Genomic DNA, 16652 nt, shown 5'->3' with positions numbered 1-16652 from the left:
ATTAAGGGTCGACACCCGAGATAATCCCGGGTGTCGACCCTTTTTGTACCACGTGCTGTGCTCTGTGGATTCAGTCCATAGCGGCCGCCGGATCTTTGCCCTCTTGCATGGATTCCCACTGGCTGTCAACGATGACCTGAGGGCGCCGTGCCGCTACAGTCGGAAGCTGGTCTGTATCGATCAGGGCGAGGTGCAACCAGCGACGGCGCAGGTGCTGCAGCCGATGCAGTCGACGAACATTGAGCATGGCAAGGATGGTGGACAGGGCCCCTGTTACTGCTGCAATCATGGGGTTGAGCATCCAGCCCAAGAAGGGTTGGCAGATTCCGGTGGCAATGGCCAGGGCGATGACGTTGTAGACAGTGGACCAGGTCAGGTTCTGCCTGATGACCTGGGTGGTGGCCCGACTCAGTTCAATGGCCCTGCCTGTCCCGTCAAGGTCGCCTTGGTGCAGGATCAGATCCGGGTGCGGCAGGTCAATGTCGTCCGTGGCATCGTCTGTGTCAGCCTGAAGTTTTGGACCCAAAGTGATGCTCACCTGAGCCCTGGCCACCAGCTTGGGATCCGCTGTAGTACCAGCTGCCAGAGCCACCAGGCTGGTTCGGCCCTGCTCCCCGGCGGATGCGGTGTCTTGACCAGTCCGATCCGCTGGAACACCTCTGCTGGTCCGGGTCAGGTCGTGGTTGAGACGATCCATGCACTCGCGCTTGCGTTCGGGGGTCAGTCGGGTGATCAGCATATCCACGCCCGCCTGACGGGCTGCCCGCTCAATCCTGTCATCCGGGTGGCGGCTTCCATCCAGAATCAGGCTGCTCACTCGCAGGGAGCGCAGATGGGTGGCGGTACGGGTCAGGGATTCCGCGTGGACACCCTGGCTCTCCGAGTCGTCGGGATCCAGCAGAGAGGAGTCGTCCAGAATCAGCGTGCGCACCCGGCCCAGGTGGTTCATGGCTCTTGGTGAAGTGAAGAGCAGACCGTGGGCCAGGCCGGTCTCCAAGCTGGTTCGGAAGGCCATGGGGATGGTCATGGCTGCGACAGCGGGACAGGCGATGGTCAGTACGCAGACCGCATTGCCTACAGCGTGGGCCAGGTGGGGTTGCGGTCCCAGCATGAGCCAGAGCATGAAGGTCCAGACAGCCAGGATCATGATCAGGGCGATGGCTGTGTTGACAATCCGATCCATTCTGCGCATGGCGGGGGAGCGTTCGACCAGGGCCTGGGGGATGATCTTCACGAGTCTGGCTGCATAGGTGTTGTCGCCGGCGGCATCCACGCGGATGGACAGTCGACCTTCCAGAATCTTGCTGGAGGCCAGGATCCGGTCGCCGGGTCCGCAAGGCCGGGGTCGGTCGCCGCCGGTCAGCTCGCTGTCGTCCACCAGGGCCGACCCCGACTCCACAACCCCGTCCGCGGCTGGGCGCTCTCCTGTGCGCACCAGAAGCAAATCGCCTGGGCGAATCCGGTCACGTGCAAGAATCTGGGCGGGGACTGTCTGCGGATGCTCGGGATCAGCCACCAGGCCTGAGGCTGGTCGGATTTCTGTTAGATGGTTCAAAGAGGCCACAAGGGAGGCTTCCATTCTGGTGCCGATGACCCGGGCCAGCAATAGGAGGGTGATGACTACGCCGATCAGATCGAAGTATGGGGATCGGGAGCCCTCCGGCAACAGGGACCCGGCCAGGCAGGTGGCCAGGCTGTACAGGTAGGCCAGGCTTGTGGCCAGCATGGCCAAAAGATCGGGGCTGCAGCGGTGCTCGGTCATGGACTTCCACCCGTCCATGAGTATTCCACGGCCGCAATAGAAGATGACTGGGGTTATCAGAATGGCCTGGACCCAGGGGCTGGTCAGCCAGGAGGGAATCAGTTCGGGGCCGAAGCGATCAAACAGATCTAGAACCAAAACTGGTGCGGTCAGCAGGGCGCTAATGATGGTAGGCCTGAGCAGACGGTGGCTGCGAGAGTCCAGATCGGCCCCCCATTTGCCCCAATCCTCGGGATCGCGCCAGGGTCGGTTGGCCGGGGAGTCTGCGCCTGCATCTTGGTCGCTGACATGAGCCGAAGGCATAAGGAAGTACCAGATGATCAGCCAGGTGACCGCACAGGCCACGACCAGATCGGCTATCGCCAGGAAGATATCGATACCCACGGATCTCCTTCGGTCTTGCTCCAACCCCTCAATATTTCCTATTCTGCCCGTTATTGCGGTTCGGCACTGGTCTTAAGGCCGATTCCTTGCGGAAAAAACGAATTCTCGAATTATCGCCGACAGCCTGCTGTGCCGATCTGACTTTCGGGTCCAGTCGTGGAGGTTTACTAGAACATATGTTCGATTCTACGTCATCGGTAGTCATGGTTGTGCTTCTCCTGCTGATCGGTATGGTCCTGGGAGGATTGGCCGGATATGCGCTGGGTCGGGCCCAGGGTCGAAGGGCCGTTGGCACGGGGTCTGACGGCCAGGTGGATGAGTTGCGTTCGCAGCTGGACCAGGCTCAGGACAGGCTTCACGGATCCGAGGCGGCTCTGGTGGAGGCGCGGACCAAGGTGGACGGCCTGAACCGCGAGCTCTCCTTTGTCAAGTCCCAGCTGGCCCAGGCCCAGCAGGCCGAGCAAATTAGAATCGAGCAGGAGCGCCGCCGTACACAGGCTCAGGAGGAGGAGAAGCGGCGCAGACAGGCTCAGAGCATGGAGGAGGAGAGCAAGGTGCTCTCGGCCCTGGCTCCCGTGCAGAAGAATCTGGATGCCCTCCAGCATAAGGTGGCCCAAATCGAGGAGGGTCGCAAGCAGGAGATGGGTTCCTTGGGGCAGCAGCTGAAGAGTCTGGGTGAGCAGCAGGGGCGGCTGGACAAGGAGACCAGCTCTCTGGCTTCGGCTCTGCGCAACAACAAGGTGCGCGGCGCCTGGGGAGAGGCTCAGCTCAGGAATATCGTCGAGTCGGCGGGGCTCTTGGAGCATGTGGACTTCGACACTCAGGTTGTGGTCACGGCCTCGGATGGTCGCGTTCTGCGCCCCGATATGGTGGTCCACCTGCCCGGCGGCAAGACTATTCCTATTGACGCCAAGGCCCCCTATTCCGACTATCAGCGGGCCTGCGAGATCCCCGACACTGCTTCGGATGACGAGTTGCGCCGCCGGGACGAGCTGCTCAAGGCGCATGCCCGTGCCCTACGCGAGCACGTCAAGGCCCTGGCTGACAAGGAGTATTGGAACGCCTTCGAAACGGCCCCGGACTTCGTGGTGGCCTTCATCCCCAATGACTCCCTTCTGCAGGCCGCTCTGGAGGTGGATCCCACCCTGATGGATGATGCCTTTGCCCAAAAGGTGGCTCTGACCTCGCCAGTGACCCTCTGGGCTGTGCTCAAGTCGGTGGCCTATGCCTGGCAGCAGCAGAACCTGTCCGAGGACGCCCGCACCCTATTCACGTTGACCCACGAGCTCTATGACCGCTTTGTGGTCCTGGGCGATCGGGCCAACAAACTGGGCCGTTCCATCACTGCCACAGTGACCGCTTACAACAAGTTCGCATCCTCTTTGGAATCGCGGGTTCTGGTTACCGCCCGCAAGCTGCAGCAGATGGACCCTTCCAAGGTCATCGATTCGGTCGACATGATCGATTCAGACAAGGGCAATATCAGGGAGCTGACCGCGCCGGAAGTTTTGCCCGACCAAGGGCAGTGAGTGCCGCTTAGGGGCCTCCGGCGCTAGTCTGATAAGCATGAACGAGGCATCGAAGAGACAAGCGGGTTCATCCTTCAGGCCCACTGGGTCGCCTGATCTGGTCGGGCGCAAATCCGACATGGACCTGCCTGAGCCGGTCGATCAGCTGCGCGAACTCCTGGCCCAGGAGATCGGCGGGCGTCCCTTCACCGAGCTGAGCGGGGTCACCTTCCACCACCGCGGGGCCGAACTTGCCGGACACGTTCTTCTGGACACCCTGGAGGATGCGGGCTATTCAGTCGACGACTTCGATGCGGTCGGGGCTCTGACCGCCGCTGCCGTGCCACTGGCTGATGCCATGCTTCATGCCGCGGCCTCGCGAGGGCAGGATCTGGATGCCTTCGTCATGGACTTCGTCTACCCCTCCATCAAGGGCCCATCCATCGAAGGCAGGCGGGTCATCCTGCTGGATGCCTGGCTAGGCCGGAAATCCTATGTGCAGACTTCATCCCTGGTTACCTTGGGCAAGAATAACGAGCTCAATCTTGACTGCGGGATCATTCAGCGCCAGGGCGCGAAGACGCTGGCTATCGCTTCGCTGGTGGGCGGCCGGACAGACGGTAGCATTCAGGTGGTCGATCCGGTGGACGGATCCCGGCAGCAGCTGCCCTTCATCTGCGCCTACCAGGAGGATCAGTTCACCGACACTGCCGACGGTTCGCCGGAGCGATCATGAGGGAGCCTGATCCAGTCACCCGAGCGGCCATGGCCTCGGATGAGCCGGTCTTCCGGCAAGTGGGGGTGGGCCCCTGGCAGGAAGAGCATCCTGAGCAGCCCCTTCCGATAGACCCGCGCTATGACCGTGAACTGCTGGATCAGGGGGACCGCCGCAACGTCCTGGACCAGTACCGCTACTGGAAGGTCGAGGCTATTCGGGACGACTTGGATCGCCGGGGCCGCCATGATTTCGAGGTGGCTGTGGAGAACTGGACACACGACTTCAATATCGGCTCCATGGTCAGAACCGCCAATGCCTTTGCCGCCCGCCGCGTCCATATAGTTGGTCCTCACAAATGGAACCGCAAAGGCTCCCTGATGACCGAGCTCTACCAGCACGTGGTCCACGACCCCGACATAGCAACCATGACGGCCACCTTGCGAGAAGAGGCAGCCGGGCAGGGGGAGTCCATGCCCCGTATGATCGCCATCGACAACGTCCCTGGGGCCGTTCCCATGGAGACCTATAGCTTCCCTCGTCGCTGCCTGCTCATGTTCGGCGCCGAGGGGCCGGGGCTCTCCGAGAAGGCCTTGGAGTTGGCCGACGATGTGGTCTACATCTCCCAGTTTGGATCGGTGCGATCCATCAACGCGGGGGCTGCGGCTGCCGTGGCCATGCACTCCTGGATCTGCCAGCATGCGGAGGTGGCGGGTCCATGATTGTCATCGACTCACTGACCAAGCGTTTCGGCTCTCGCAAAGCACTGGACCGTGTTTCCTTCACGGCAAGAGACGGTCGGGTGACCGGGTTTGTGGGGCCTAAAGGCGCTGGCAAGTCGACCACACTGCGCATCGCTCTAGGACTGGTTCGTCCTGACTCAGGCAGAGCCCTGTTCGACGGCCAGCCTTTCGTCCGGCTCTCATCGCCCATGCGGACAGTAGGAGCAGTACTGAATCCACGTAATGCCCATCCTGCATGCAATGCCAGGAACCACCTGCTGGCCTTGGCTGCAGTCAATGGCATCGATCAGCGTCGGGTGAACCAGGTACTGGAGATGGTTGGCCTGCAATCGGTCGCCGATAGATCGACGGGTTCTTTTTCTTTGGGGATGAGTCAGCGGCTGGCCCTGGCCGGAGCCCTTTTGGGTGACCCACGCAACATGGTTCTGGATGATTCCTTTGATGGACTGGATCCGGAGGGAGCCGAGAGGGTGAGGGGCATCTGGCACAGCCTTGCCTCACAGGGAAAGGCAGTCCTCCTAAGCTCCCGTAAGATAAACAAGTTGGCTGAAATCGCTGACGATCTGGTCATCATCGCCAAGGGACAGATACTGGAGAGAACGACCGTGGCCCGGTTCATCGGCGAGCACTCCCGTGACTCCATCTATGCGGTGACGCCGCAGCCCGACCAATTAAAGGCCGCCCTGGCAACGGCTGCCGGGATCAGCATCACTCGTCTGCCGGCAGACGAGAACTGTCCACCAGATGCCGCCCGCTTCCGCATCCAGGGTGCGCCCTTGGCGTCCACAGCCTCGATTCTGGCCCAGGAGGGTGTGGTTCTCTACGATTTCCAGCAGGAGGAAGTTTCCCTGGAACAGGCCTACAAGGACATCATCCACGGGAGAAGGGGCGCGCGGCAGAGTGATTCAGAGGCACGACTGTGAGTGCTGACAACGGTCGTCGGGCTCGTCGTAGTCGGCGAGAGGCACCCGCAGGGCTTGATTACGCAACTCCACGGCATGGCTCCGCTTTTACCAGGTTGCGTCGGACCTCGGGGCTGTCCTTCATGGATTTGCATCGGCCATCCGGTCGCTTGACCCTTTCCGGGGCGGTCCGAGGGGAGCTGCGCAAGATGTTCTCCCTGCGATCGACCTGGGTTCTGCTGCTGATCGTCATGCTCTTGCAGCCGTTGACCACTGGCCTGATGGCTTGTGCGCCCCGGGTATTGGCTGACCTGGGGCGACAGGCCAGCCAATACCCGGCCCACCTCATGCCTGCCTCCAGTGACGTTTTCTGGTCGGCCGTCGCAGCTGGTCTGTTTCCGGCCATGATCGTGGCGGGTGTTCTGGGGGTTCTGGCCCTTACGCGTGAATTTTCCGGCGCCACCATTGAGAGCACGCTGACGGCCAATCCTCGTCGGGGCATGGTCCTCATGGCCAAGGGTTTTGTTCTGGCCTTGCTGACTTGGCTGGCGGCACAGGTGGGCCTGCTACTCAGCTGGATACTGGCGACCCTGCTTCTATCAGTCAGATCCGGCACCTCGTCTGCATCCAGGCCTGGGCTGGTCCTGATTGATTTGCTGGGCGGCCCGCTCATGCTGGTCCTCTTCGCTTTGATGGGTCTAGGCCTGGGAGCCTTGAGCCGATCCAAGGCCGGTGGGATCGGCTTGTTTCTTGGACTGACCTTGATCCTGCCATTGATTCTGGGTCTCCTGCGGGGTGTGATCCCTCATGTTGGCTGGCTGCAGATTCCCTTCAGGCTGACCCCAACCAGCCTGCTGGTCACCTTCCTCTCGGGCCTGGGCCGGACGGCAGAAGCAGGTCGCGGATGGTGGCCCACCTGGTGGCAGGCCGGCCTGATCATGATGGTCTGGACAGCCCTATGCTGTGCGCTGGGAACCCTGGTCTTCCGGCGCGCAGACATCGGTTGACCCTGTCTTCTGCGTGTCATAGAGCACCCATATGATAAGTGGTATGCCAACTTTTACACGTGAAGAGATCAAGCACTTGGGCGATCTGGCCCGTATTGCCTTGACCGATCAGGAGGCCGACCGCCTCAAGGGCGAACTCAACGTGATCGCCGATTCCATCACCAAGGTCCAGGAGGTGGCCGGCGATGATGTGCCCCCCACTGCCAACCCCATTCCCCTGGAGGCCTATCTGCGGCCCGATGAGGCTGAAGAGCCGCTGACCCAGGAGGCTGCCCTTTCGGGGGCGCCGGTAACTGAGTCCGGTATGTTTGTGGCCCCGCGCATTCTGGGTGAGGAGTGAGACGATGAGTGCACAGGAAGAATTGGTCAAACAATCCGCCTCCGACATGGCCGCACAGCTGCGGTCGGGGCAGGTCTCCAGCCGCGAGCTGGTTCAGGCTCATCTGGATGTGATCGAAGCCGCCGAGCCCAGCATTGATGCATTTCTGCAGGTCAGCGCTGATCAGGCCCTGGAGCAGGCTGACGCTTTCGATAAGTGCATGGCCCATGAAGGCACCGAAGGACTGCCGGAACTGGCCGGCGTTCCCATTGCCATCAAGGACATGATCGTCACCAAGGGCATTCCCACTACGGCTGCTTCCAAGATTCTCGAGGGCTGGGTGCCACCTTACGATGCCACCGTCATCAAGAAGCTCAAGGCCGCAGGCATGCCCATTCTGGGCAAGACCAACCTGGATGAGTTCGCCCAGGGGTCTTCCACTGAGCACTCGGCCTTCAAGCCCACACACAACCCCTGGGATACCGAGCGGGTCCCGGGCGGTTCAGGCGGCGGTTCGGCCTCGGCTGTCGGCGCATTTGAGGCTCCGCTGGCCCTGGGCACCGACACTGGTGGGTCCATTCGCCAACCCGGGTCCCTGACCGGCACCGTGGGTGTCAAACCCACCTATGGCGGTGTTTCCAGGTTCGGGGCCATCGCCATGGCATCCTCCCTGGATCAGATTGGTCCGGTCTCCAGGTCAGTGCTGGATGCCGCCCTGCTGCAGGAGATCATTGGTGGGTATGACCGCCGAGACTCCACCTCGATTCCCAAGCCGGTTCCCCCTCTGGCCCAGGCTGCTCGTCAGGGTCAGAAGCGCGATCTGAAGGGCCTCAAGGTAGGTCTGGTCAAGGAGCTGGGCGGCGAGGGCTATCAGCCCGGTGTCGAAGCACGTTTCAATGAGGCTGTCTCGCTGCTGGAATCCATGGGCGCCGAGGTGGTTCAGGTCTCCTGCCCGCACTTCCCCTACGCGCTGGCTGCTTACTACATCATCATGCCCTCTGAGGTCTCCTCCAACCTGGCCCGTTACGATGGCATGCGCTACGGCCTGCGGGTCATGCCTCCCGATGGCGTCCCCCAGACGGCAGCCAACATGATGGCCGCCACACGCGAGGCCGGGTTCGGCGACGAGGTCAAGCGCAGGATCATCCTGGGTATCTACGCCCTCTCCGCCGGCTACTACGATGCCTGGTACGGTTCCGCTCAGAAGGTCCGCACCCTGGTCATCCGCGACTTTGAGAAGGCCTTCGAGCAGGCCGATGTCCTGGTATCGCCCACTTCGCCGACCACGGCCTTCCGTTTCGGCGAGAAGATGGACGATCCGCTGGCCATGTACCTGAACGACGTGGCCACCATTCCTGCCAATCTGGCCGGCACTCCGGCCATGTCGATTCCCGCCGGGCTCAGCGACGACGGGCTGCCTGTCGGCTTCCAATTCTTTGCCCCCCAGATGCGCGATGAGGTCATGTACCGGCCTGCCGCCGCTCTTGAGGCGGCCCTGGAGGAGCAGTGGGGCGGACCCATCTCCCGGAAGTTGTCCACCCCCTGGCTGGATGGCCTGGCCCAGGGATCGAACAAGTAGGCATCGGAAGGAAACGGAATCACAATGGCTGAAAAACTGATGAAGTACGCCGATGCCGTGGCCAAGTACGACCCGGTGTTCGGACTGGAGGTCCATGTCGAGCTCTGCACCAACACCAAGCTCTTCTGCCCGGCCCATATCGAGTTCGGCGGCGAGCCCAACACCCAGCTGACCCCGGTCTCCCTGGGCCTGCCCGGCAGCCTGCCTGTGGTCAACAAGACCGCCATCGACTATGCGGTCAAGCTGGGCCTGGCCCTGCACTGCAAGGTCAATGAGTGGAGCCAGTTCGCCAGAAAGAACTATTTCTATCCGGACATGCCCCGCGACTATCAGATCTCCCAATATGACAAGCCCCTGAATGGCGAGGGCTATCTGGACGTGGAGCTGGACGACGGCAGCATCTTCCGCGTGCCCATCGAGCGGGCCCATGTGGAGGACGATGCCGGCAAGAACACCCACGTAGGCGGGGCTGACGGCCGCATTGAGGGTGCCGATCACTCCCTGGTGGACTACAACCGTGCTGGTGTCCCTCTGGTCGAGATCGTGACCAAGCCTATCGAGGGCGCCGGGGCGCGTACCCCCGAGGTGGCAGGGGCCTACGTCCGGGCCATCCGAGACATCGTCCGGGCACTGGGCATCTCCCACGCCCGGATGGAGCAGGGCAACATGCGCGCCGATGTCAACGTCTCCCTGCACGCCGGGCCGGACGCCCCTCTGGGAACCCGGTCGGAGACCAAGAACGTCAACACCTTCAAGGGCATCGAGAAGACGCTGACCTACGAGATCCGCCGTCAGGCAGCCCTGCTGGAGTCCGGCGGGGAGGTGCTGCAGGAGACCCGCCACTGGGATGAGTCCACACAGACCACGGCGGGCGGCCGTGTCAAGACCGATGCCAACGATTACCGGTACTTCCCCGACCCTGATTTGGTCATGGTCCATGTGACCAAGGATCATATCGAAGAGCTCAAGGCTCAGATGCCGGAGATGCCGCGCGAACGCCGCGCCCGTCTCAAGAAGGAGTGGGATTTCACCGATAGGCAAATGCAGGATGCGGTCAACGCCGATGCTGTGGACCTGATCGAGGATACGGTCAAGGCCGGCGCTACGGCTGCCGGAGCCCGCAAGTGGTGGCTGGGCGAGATCTCCCGCGAAGCTAATGCCCGTGGGGTCAGCCTGCAGGAGCTGCCCATTTCGGCTCAGGATGTCGCCGATGTGGAGCAGCTGATCGCTGACGGCAAACTCAATGACAAGCTGGCCAAGCAAACCGTCTCCGGCGTGTTGGCAGGCGAGGGCAAGCCCAGCGAAGTCGTCAAGAAGCACGGCTATCAGGTGGTTTCGGACGACGGGGCTCTGGATGCTGCCGTCGACCAGGCCCTTAAGGACAACCCGGACATCGTGGCCAAGCTCAAAGGCGGCAATATGAAGCCCATGGGCGCTATTATCGGAGCGGTCATGAGGGCCACCAAGGGCCAGGCCGATGCCAAGGCTGTCAGCAAGATCGTCATGGAGCGCATCGCTAAATCCTGACCACGCCCGGTCCGCCGACCTGGTTCCATCGGATTCGGACCGGCGGACCTGCCCAGCCTCTCATGGTTTTCCCAGGGGCGAGGGATTACAATTGATTGCCATCGCAAGGTGGCGATCATGGAGGTGACGTGATGTCTATGAGCGGCAGGGGCAATGACCGACCGCAAATGCAATCCGAGGGATCTGACGACGTGGCGAACAGGCAGCTGCCCGACCGGATTGAGATTCCCTACATCCGGGGCGAGATGTTGCACCTGCGTCCGGCGGTCATCGCCGATCTGACAGCAATGGACCAGCTGGAGGCCTTTTACAATTCCACCGGCATCACCGGCAAGGGGCCTAGCGCTGAACGAGCCGTGGTCAATGCCTGGGTACGTCGATCGGTGGCCTGGTCCAAGGGTCTGGCTGCCCGTGATTCGGGCGTGGGCGATCCCGAGTCCCGCCGCACCCTGGCTTGGGCCATGGTCACTGATGCGGACACCGACCAGGATGGTTCGCCCGATGCTGATGCCACCAGGGGGGTCATCGGCATGATCTTCCTGATCGACGTGGACGGCTGGTCACGCTCGGCCAGAATCCAGGTGGTCCTGGGCAGGCACTTCCGCGGGCGTGGCTACTCCCGGGATGCCATGCCCAGAATCATGACCTACGGGTACGCGGCTGCTCCTACGGGTCTGGGTCTGCACCGGATCTGGGTGGCTGTGCCAGAGAAAAACACTCGCTCGATCTCTGTATACCAGTCTCTGGGATTCATGATTTCGGGTACCTCCCGTGATGCGCTCTGGGATGCCGAGAACGGCAAGTATCAGGATCAGATCGTCATGGACGCTTTGGTCGACGAGTATGATCCCATCCGTTCTTTGAATGCTTTCGGCATGCATGTCATCCGCGAAAACCCCGGTGTGGCCGAAGCTCTTGTTGCACACGGATACGCGGCGGATGAGAATGGCGGCATAAGCGGGTCCGAGCCTGGGGAGTCCACCTCGGCATCTCAGGATTCGTCTGCATCAGGTGGCCCGCATTCAGACAAACCTGCTGAAGACCATGCAGGATCTGACAGCAGGAATGATGAGAGGGCAGACTCTGGTCAGACGGACGTCACAGATGCCGGGGATAAGCCTGATTCTGACGAATCTGTTGCCGAGCAGTCCGGCGAGGAGCATACGGCATCTGATTGGGCCTATGGGTCGGCTGAGGCCAAACGTTCCAAGCGTGCTTGGTGGCGTACGCTTGGTCATGGCCGTGATCGCGCGAATGGAGGTAGTCGATGAGTGCTGAGGATCTCGACAACTACGAGACCAACGCTGAACTGGCCCTGTACCGCGAGTACCGGGACGTGATCAAGCTGTTCACCTATGTGGTCGAGACCGAGCGGCGATTTTACCTGGCCAACAAGGTGGACTTCAACGTCCGGTCCGCTGGGCAGGATGTCTACTTCGACGTCCGGCTGACCGATGCCTGGGTCTGGGATGTCTACCGGTCCAGCCGGTTCGTCAAGAATGTCCGCATCGTCACCTTTAAAGATGTCAATGTGGAGGAAGTGCAAAAGACGGATATCGACATCCCCGATACGTTGGGCTAAATATCGCTCAGGGGCGAGCATCATCACGTTTGTTCCACGCAATGGCGGGAATTCGTGTGGGAAGTCCCTCGGCAGCCTCTGGCCTGGGACGAGCCAGGTACAGTAGTGGTGATTTCATACGGTTTTCAGGAGGTTGGCATGGAGCGCAAGCAGTCCGTGATTGTCATCGGCGGAGGGCCCGCCGGCTTGACAGCGGCATGGGAACTGGTCAAGGACGGCGGCGACGAGCGCTATGACGTCACTGTTCTGGAGGCCACCGATGCCTTCGGCGGCATCTCCCGCACGGTCCGGCATAACGGCAATCGCATGGACATTGGCGGCCATCGGTTCTTCTCCAAGGATGACCGGATCATGGACTGGTGGAAGGAGGTCCTGCCTCTGCAGGGCGCGCCCTCCTATGACGATAAAAAACTTGGCCGCCACCACGACCTCGAACCCGGCGGCCCTGATCCGGAGAAGACCGACCGGGTCATGCTCAAGCGTCACCGCGTCTCCAGGATTTACTGGAATCACCACTTCTTCGACTATCCCATCTCCTTGACGCTCAACACCCTCAGGGCCATGGGCTTCAAGCTGACCATGCAGGCCGGGTTCAGCTACCTGAAGTCCGTCGTCCACAAGCTGCCTGAGGACAACCTGGAGAACTTCTATATCAACCGCTTTGGCCGCAAGCTCTACTCCATGTTCTTCGAGGGCTACACCGAAAAGCTTTGGGGTCGTCATCCCCGCGAGATCAGCGCCGACTGGGGTGCCCAGCGAGTCAAGGGGCTCAGCATCATGGGCGTGCTCAAGAACGCCTTCCAGAAGCTGCTGCCCAAGAAGCGCGATGCCCATCAGGTCGAAACCAGCCTGATCGAGGAGTTCTGGTACCCCAAGCTGGGTCCGGGTCAGCTCTGGGAGACCGTGGAGCGTCGCAATGTGGAGCACGGGGTTCACGTGATCACCGATGCCCGCGTGATCGGACTGACCCAGCATGACGGCCACATGACCGGTGTCATCTATCGCAACGCTGATGGCAAAGAAGTGACTCTGCAAGCCGACCAGATCATCTCCTCCATGCCCATCAAGGACCTGGTGGAGGCCATCGCCCACGAGGAGCCATCCACCGACAAGGAAATGGTCAGGGTGGCTCAGGGGCTGCCCTATCGCGATTTCGTGACCGTTGGCCTGCTGGTCCGCCACCTGCGCATCCGTAACACCACCTCCATCAAGACCTTGGGTGATCCGCCCATTGTTCCCGACTGCTGGATTTATGTGCAGGATCCCGGATACAAGATGGGCCGCATCCAGATTTTCAACAACTGGAGCCCCTACATGGTCAAGAACGTGGACGGAACTGTCTGGATCGGCCTGGAGTACTTCTGCAAAGAGGGTGATGACTTCTGGAGCATGAGCGATCAGCAGACGACTGACTTCGCCATCAAGGAGCTGACTCGGATGGGCATCATCAACGGGCCTGCCGACGTGCTGGATTCCCACCGGGAGCGGGTGGTCAAGGCCTACCCGGCCTACTTCGATACCTACGCCCAGATGCCGGAGCTGGTCAAATGGCTGGACTCCTTCGGCAACCTCTACTGCGTGGGTCGCAACGGGCAGCACCACTACAACAACCAGGACCACTCCATGGCCACATCCATGGAAGCCGTGGCCAACATCAAATCGGGGCGTGCCGACAAGACCAACGTCTGGAACGTCAATACCGAGAAGTCTTATCACGAGGAGAAGTAGACAAACCTCGGTTTTCGTTTCGTTTTAAGCCTCCGATCGAAAGTTCGGGGGCTTTGCCATCACGACAGGGCGATGGCCGGAGCCTTCAGGGGCAGGCCCAGCAGCTGTGAGAAGAAGGCCACACTCTCGCGGACCCGTTGGCGGACCACCTCTCTGATCTGCGGGTGGCCGGCGGCTTCTCTGCCGTTGCTGACGATGGACGAGAGCCCGTCGGCCATCAGCCAGGCCACAGTACGGGTGCCGGCCGTTTGGATCAGCGGAGTCTGCGGCAGGTCGCCCCGATCCAGCCAGCGGTCCAGCGCCTTGGTCAAAGGGTCGATAATCTGTCTGACGAAGCCCTCCATCACATTGCTATTGGTGCTCAGGTAGCTGTACCAGTTGGCCTTGTCCGCGAAGATGACGTCCATCTTCCAGATGGCCCTTATCAGATGCGGGCAGATGTCGTCCAGCGCCTCTTGAACGTTCAGGTCAGAATCATGCAGAATGTCGACCACATGATCCACGTAGGAGGCCAGGTAAGTGCGCACGCAGGCATCTATCAGATCGTCCTTGGATTTGAAGTAGTAATAGAAGACGCTCATGCCCACGCCCTTGCCGTGGTTCATGGCGTGGATTACGTCGCGCAGGGAGGTGTTTGCAGCACCTTTCCGGTCGAAGACCCGCATGGCGGTGGTTACGAATTCGCTCCGCCGTTGCTCACGCAGAGATGATCGATCATTCATATGCCCAGTCTAGAGGTTTACCCATGAATATTTGGACACGCAGGCTGTTCCTTGCACCGGTCGGGCAGTCGTTGTAGGCTTATGGAAGTTCGATAAGCCGAGTCGGCATCGAATTTTCATGAGCGGTACCCCCGCACTATTCTCAAGCTATTTGCCTAGCCTAATTAGGCATAGCGAAGGAAAGGCATTACAACAGTGGCAACAAGCCAAGATATTCATTCCATGAAGCTGCCCGAACTCAAGGAATTGGCCAGGCAGCTGGGGTTGCGCGGTATTTCCGGCATGCGCAAGCCGGTCCTGATCGAGACGATCGAGGCGGCACGCTCGGGTGGCAAGGCCCCTGAGGGAGTAACCGTTGGCAAGCCCAAGGCTGCGGCCGCCGTGGCCAAGGGAGGCCAGGCCGCCGATCAGCAGCAGCCTACAAAGCAGGAGGCGAAGTCCTCCGCGGAAGGCGGACAGGAGTCCACGGAAACCCAGGAATCCAAGGGTGATAAGGGTGACAGTCCTGTCGGAGACCTCTTCGATGTTTTGGGCATTGACGATCATAAGAGCGGTCATACCGAACACCGGAACCGCTTCCCCCATACCGTGGCCGACGAGGAAAATGTGGTCATATCCCGCCGCCGTCATCGCAGCACGGATTCATCCCGAGGCTCCCACGTCAACCGCGGCCGGAGCGAGCGTGAGCATGGTGAAGAGCGCGAAGGTTCCGGCTCAGGTTCAGTGCGCAACTTGGACGACATTCTGGCAGCATTGCCTTCACGGAATGACCGGCCCCGTCGGCGCAGCTATGAGGATCGCGGCGAGGAAGGACGCGACTACCGTCACAACGGCTATGATCGCCGAAACCGAGGCGACCGCAATGACCGCAACGATCGCAACGACCGACGCAACCGCAACAACCATCGCAGCAGCGGCCGGGATCGTGACTATGAGCCCAGGGAGAACTTCAAGCCCGAGGATCTGGTCCCCGTGGCAGGCATTGTGGATGTGTTGGACTCCTATGCTTTCGTGCGTACCTCCGGCTACCTGCCCGGCCCTAACGATGTCTACATTTCCATGGGCCAGGTCAAGAAGTACGGCCTGCGCAAGGGCGATGCCGTGCATGGCTCCATCCGTCCCCCCCGCGAGGGCGAGCATCGCAATCAGCGGCAGAAATTCGTTCCTCTTCAGGCCATTGACACCATCAACGGCATGAGCGTGGAGGACGCTGCAGGGCGCCCTCACTTCAACAAGCTGACTCCCCTCTACCCGCAGGAGCGTATGCGGATGGAGACCCAGCCCAAGAACATCACCGGTCGTCTGATCGACATCGTCGCTCCCATTGGCAAGGGTCAGCGCGGTTTGATCGTTTCGCCGCCCAAGGCCGGCAAGACCCTGACCCTGCAGTCCATAGCCAACTCCATCACCGCCAACAACCCCGAGGTGCACCTGATGGTGGTCCTGGTGGATGAGCGGCCCGAGGAGGTCACTGACATGGAGCGCACGGTTCAGGGCGAGGTCATCTCCTCCACCTTCGACCGCCCTGCCAGCGATCACACCACCGTGGCCGAGCTGGCCATCGAACGTGCCAAGCGCCTGGTGGAGCTGGGACAGGATGTGGTGGTCCTTCTGGATTCCATGACCCGTCTGGCCCGCGCCTACAACATCTCGGCTCCCGCCTCCGGACGCATCCTCTCCGGCGGCGTGGATGCTCAGGCCCTCTATCCGCCCAAGCGCTTCTTCGGTGCCGCCCGCAACATCGAGAACGGCGGCTCTTTGACCATCATCTCATCGGCCTTGGTGGAGACCGGGTCCAAGATGGATGAGGTCATTTTCGAGGAGTTCAAGGGCACCGGCAATATGGAGCTGAGGCTGACCAGGGATTTGGCCGACAAGCGCATGTTCCCCGCCATCGACATCAACGCCTCTGGCACCCGGCGCGAGGAGCTGATTACCGCACCCGAGGAGCTGGCTGTGGTCTACCGGCTGCGTCGCCTACTGGGCGGCATGGAGACCGAGCAGGCCTACCAGACCCTGGTGCCCAGGCTGAAGAAGACCGCCACCAACCGGGACTTCCTGGCGGCGATCAACCAGTCCATGCTGGCTCAGAAATAGGACTGATCCGGTAAACGTGCTTGCAACCCGGTCCAGGGTTGCAGGCTAGAGTTCGCGTTAAGCCACAGGTCAATAAG

14 protein-coding genes are annotated in these 16652 nt (G+C 61.2%); 12 read left to right on the top strand and 2 right to left on the bottom strand.

What is annotated here, in order from left to right; translation table 11 throughout:
• Positions 1-70 precede the first annotated feature (70 nt).
• Positions 71-2146: a P-type ATPase gene (locus H3V09_RS05970; protein ID WP_198191275.1), complete on the bottom strand. Its 2076-nt coding sequence runs from the start codon at positions 2144-2146 to the stop codon at positions 71-73.
• Positions 2147-2322: 176 nt separating this feature from the next.
• Here H3V09_RS05970 and rmuC point away from each other — a divergent pair, with 176 nt between their 5' ends.
• The 11 genes from rmuC to H3V09_RS05915 all read left to right on the top strand — a co-directional run bounded on the left by rmuC (position 2323) and on the right by H3V09_RS05915 (position 13756).
• Positions 2323-3675, top strand: coding sequence for a DNA recombination protein RmuC (gene rmuC, locus H3V09_RS05965; RefSeq protein WP_198191276.1), 1353 nt, complete (start codon positions 2323-2325; stop codon positions 3673-3675).
• 118 nt (positions 3676-3793) lie between these two features.
• Positions 3794-4390 carry an orotate phosphoribosyltransferase gene (locus tag H3V09_RS05960; RefSeq protein ID WP_198191437.1) on the top strand — a complete coding sequence of 199 codons (597 nt, stop codon included), beginning with the start codon at positions 3794-3796 and terminating at the stop codon, positions 4388-4390.
• Positions 4387-5091 carry a TrmH family RNA methyltransferase gene (locus H3V09_RS05955; protein WP_198191277.1) on the top strand — a complete coding sequence of 235 codons (705 nt, stop codon included), beginning with the start codon at positions 4387-4389 and terminating at the stop codon, positions 5089-5091. The genes H3V09_RS05960 and H3V09_RS05955 overlap by 4 nt, the downstream gene beginning before the upstream one ends.
• The gene (locus H3V09_RS05950) at positions 5088-6035 is read left to right on the top strand and encodes an ATP-binding cassette domain-containing protein (RefSeq protein ID WP_198191278.1); all 948 of its coding nucleotides are present in this window, start codon (positions 5088-5090) and stop codon (positions 6033-6035) included. Before H3V09_RS05955 ends, H3V09_RS05950 begins: the two co-directional genes overlap by 4 nt.
• Positions 6032-7021: an ABC transporter permease subunit gene (locus H3V09_RS05945; RefSeq protein ID WP_198199041.1), complete on the top strand. Its 990-nt coding sequence runs from the start codon at positions 6032-6034 to the stop codon at positions 7019-7021. Before H3V09_RS05950 ends, H3V09_RS05945 begins: the two co-directional genes overlap by 4 nt.
• Before the next feature lie 43 nt (positions 7022-7064).
• Positions 7065-7361, top strand: a complete 297-nt coding sequence (gatC, locus tag H3V09_RS05940; RefSeq protein WP_015022515.1) for an Asp-tRNA(Asn)/Glu-tRNA(Gln) amidotransferase subunit GatC — start codon at positions 7065-7067, stop codon at positions 7359-7361.
• A gap of 4 nt (positions 7362-7365) precedes the next feature.
• Entirely contained in the window at positions 7366-8919 is a 1554-nt protein-coding gene (gatA, locus tag H3V09_RS05935) for an Asp-tRNA(Asn)/Glu-tRNA(Gln) amidotransferase subunit GatA (RefSeq protein ID WP_198191280.1), read from the top strand.
• Between the two features lie 24 nt (positions 8920-8943).
• On the top strand, positions 8944-10446 hold the full coding sequence (gene gatB, locus H3V09_RS05930; RefSeq protein WP_046323426.1) for an Asp-tRNA(Asn)/Glu-tRNA(Gln) amidotransferase subunit GatB: 1503 nt from the start codon (positions 8944-8946) through the stop codon (positions 10444-10446).
• A 167-nt stretch (positions 10447-10613) separates the two neighbouring features.
• The gene (locus H3V09_RS05925; protein WP_198191438.1) at positions 10614-11717 is read left to right on the top strand and encodes a GNAT family N-acetyltransferase; all 1104 of its coding nucleotides are present in this window, start codon (positions 10614-10616) and stop codon (positions 11715-11717) included.
• Positions 11714-12028 (top strand): DUF2469 domain-containing protein, encoded by a 315-nt coding sequence (locus H3V09_RS05920; protein ID WP_198191281.1) that lies wholly within the window; start codon positions 11714-11716, stop codon positions 12026-12028. The genes H3V09_RS05925 and H3V09_RS05920 overlap by 4 nt, the downstream gene beginning before the upstream one ends.
• A gap of 138 nt (positions 12029-12166) precedes the next feature.
• The gene (locus H3V09_RS05915; protein ID WP_110425855.1) at positions 12167-13756 is read left to right on the top strand and encodes an NAD(P)/FAD-dependent oxidoreductase; all 1590 of its coding nucleotides are present in this window, start codon (positions 12167-12169) and stop codon (positions 13754-13756) included.
• Between the two features lie 59 nt (positions 13757-13815).
• Here the strand turns inward: H3V09_RS05915 and H3V09_RS05910 are convergent, their stop codons facing one another.
• Positions 13816-14478 (bottom strand): TetR/AcrR family transcriptional regulator, encoded by a 663-nt coding sequence (locus H3V09_RS05910; protein WP_198191282.1) that lies wholly within the window; start codon positions 14476-14478, stop codon positions 13816-13818.
• A gap of 222 nt (positions 14479-14700) precedes the next feature.
• Here H3V09_RS05910 and rho point away from each other — a divergent pair, with 222 nt between their 5' ends.
• Positions 14701-16575 (top strand): transcription termination factor Rho, encoded by a 1875-nt coding sequence (rho, locus tag H3V09_RS05905; RefSeq protein ID WP_232339481.1) that lies wholly within the window; start codon positions 14701-14703, stop codon positions 16573-16575.
• Positions 16576-16652 lie beyond the last annotated feature (77 nt).

The organism is Bifidobacterium sp. M0399 (genome assembly GCF_016100595.1).
GTDB lineage: Bacteria > Actinomycetota > Actinomycetes > Actinomycetales > Bifidobacteriaceae > Bombiscardovia > Bombiscardovia polysaccharolytica.
The sequence above is the reverse complement of the archived record's forward strand: the minus strand, read 5'-3'. Positions and strand labels throughout refer to the sequence as shown.

Excerpts from the sequence above, each read along its gene's own strand:
- rho (WP_232339481.1), top strand. The coding sequence starts at position 14,701 with ATGAAGCTGCCCGAACTCAAGGAATTGGCCAGGCAGCTGGGGTTGCGC.
- H3V09_RS05920 (WP_198191281.1), top strand. The coding sequence starts at position 11,714 with ATGAGTGCTGAGGATCTCGACAACTACGAGACCAACGCTGAACTGGCC.
- rmuC (WP_198191276.1), top strand. The coding sequence starts at position 2,323 with ATGTTCGATTCTACGTCATCGGTAGTCATGGTTGTGCTTCTCCTGCTG.
- H3V09_RS05925 (WP_198191438.1), top strand. The coding sequence starts at position 10,614 with ATGCAATCCGAGGGATCTGACGACGTGGCGAACAGGCAGCTGCCCGAC.
- H3V09_RS05950 (WP_198191278.1), top strand. The coding sequence starts at position 5,088 with ATGATTGTCATCGACTCACTGACCAAGCGTTTCGGCTCTCGCAAAGCA.
- gatB (WP_046323426.1), top strand. The coding sequence starts at position 8,944 with ATGGCTGAAAAACTGATGAAGTACGCCGATGCCGTGGCCAAGTACGAC.
- H3V09_RS05955 (WP_198191277.1), top strand. The coding sequence starts at position 4,387 with ATGAGGGAGCCTGATCCAGTCACCCGAGCGGCCATGGCCTCGGATGAG.
- H3V09_RS05960 (WP_198191437.1), top strand. The coding sequence starts at position 3,794 with ATGGACCTGCCTGAGCCGGTCGATCAGCTGCGCGAACTCCTGGCCCAG.
- H3V09_RS05910 (WP_198191282.1), bottom strand. The coding sequence starts at position 14,478 with ATGAATGATCGATCATCTCTGCGTGAGCAACGGCGGAGCGAATTCGTA.
- gatC (WP_015022515.1), top strand. The coding sequence starts at position 7,065 with ATGCCAACTTTTACACGTGAAGAGATCAAGCACTTGGGCGATCTGGCC.
- gatA (WP_198191280.1), top strand. The coding sequence starts at position 7,366 with ATGAGTGCACAGGAAGAATTGGTCAAACAATCCGCCTCCGACATGGCC.
- H3V09_RS05915 (WP_110425855.1), top strand. The coding sequence starts at position 12,167 with ATGGAGCGCAAGCAGTCCGTGATTGTCATCGGCGGAGGGCCCGCCGGC.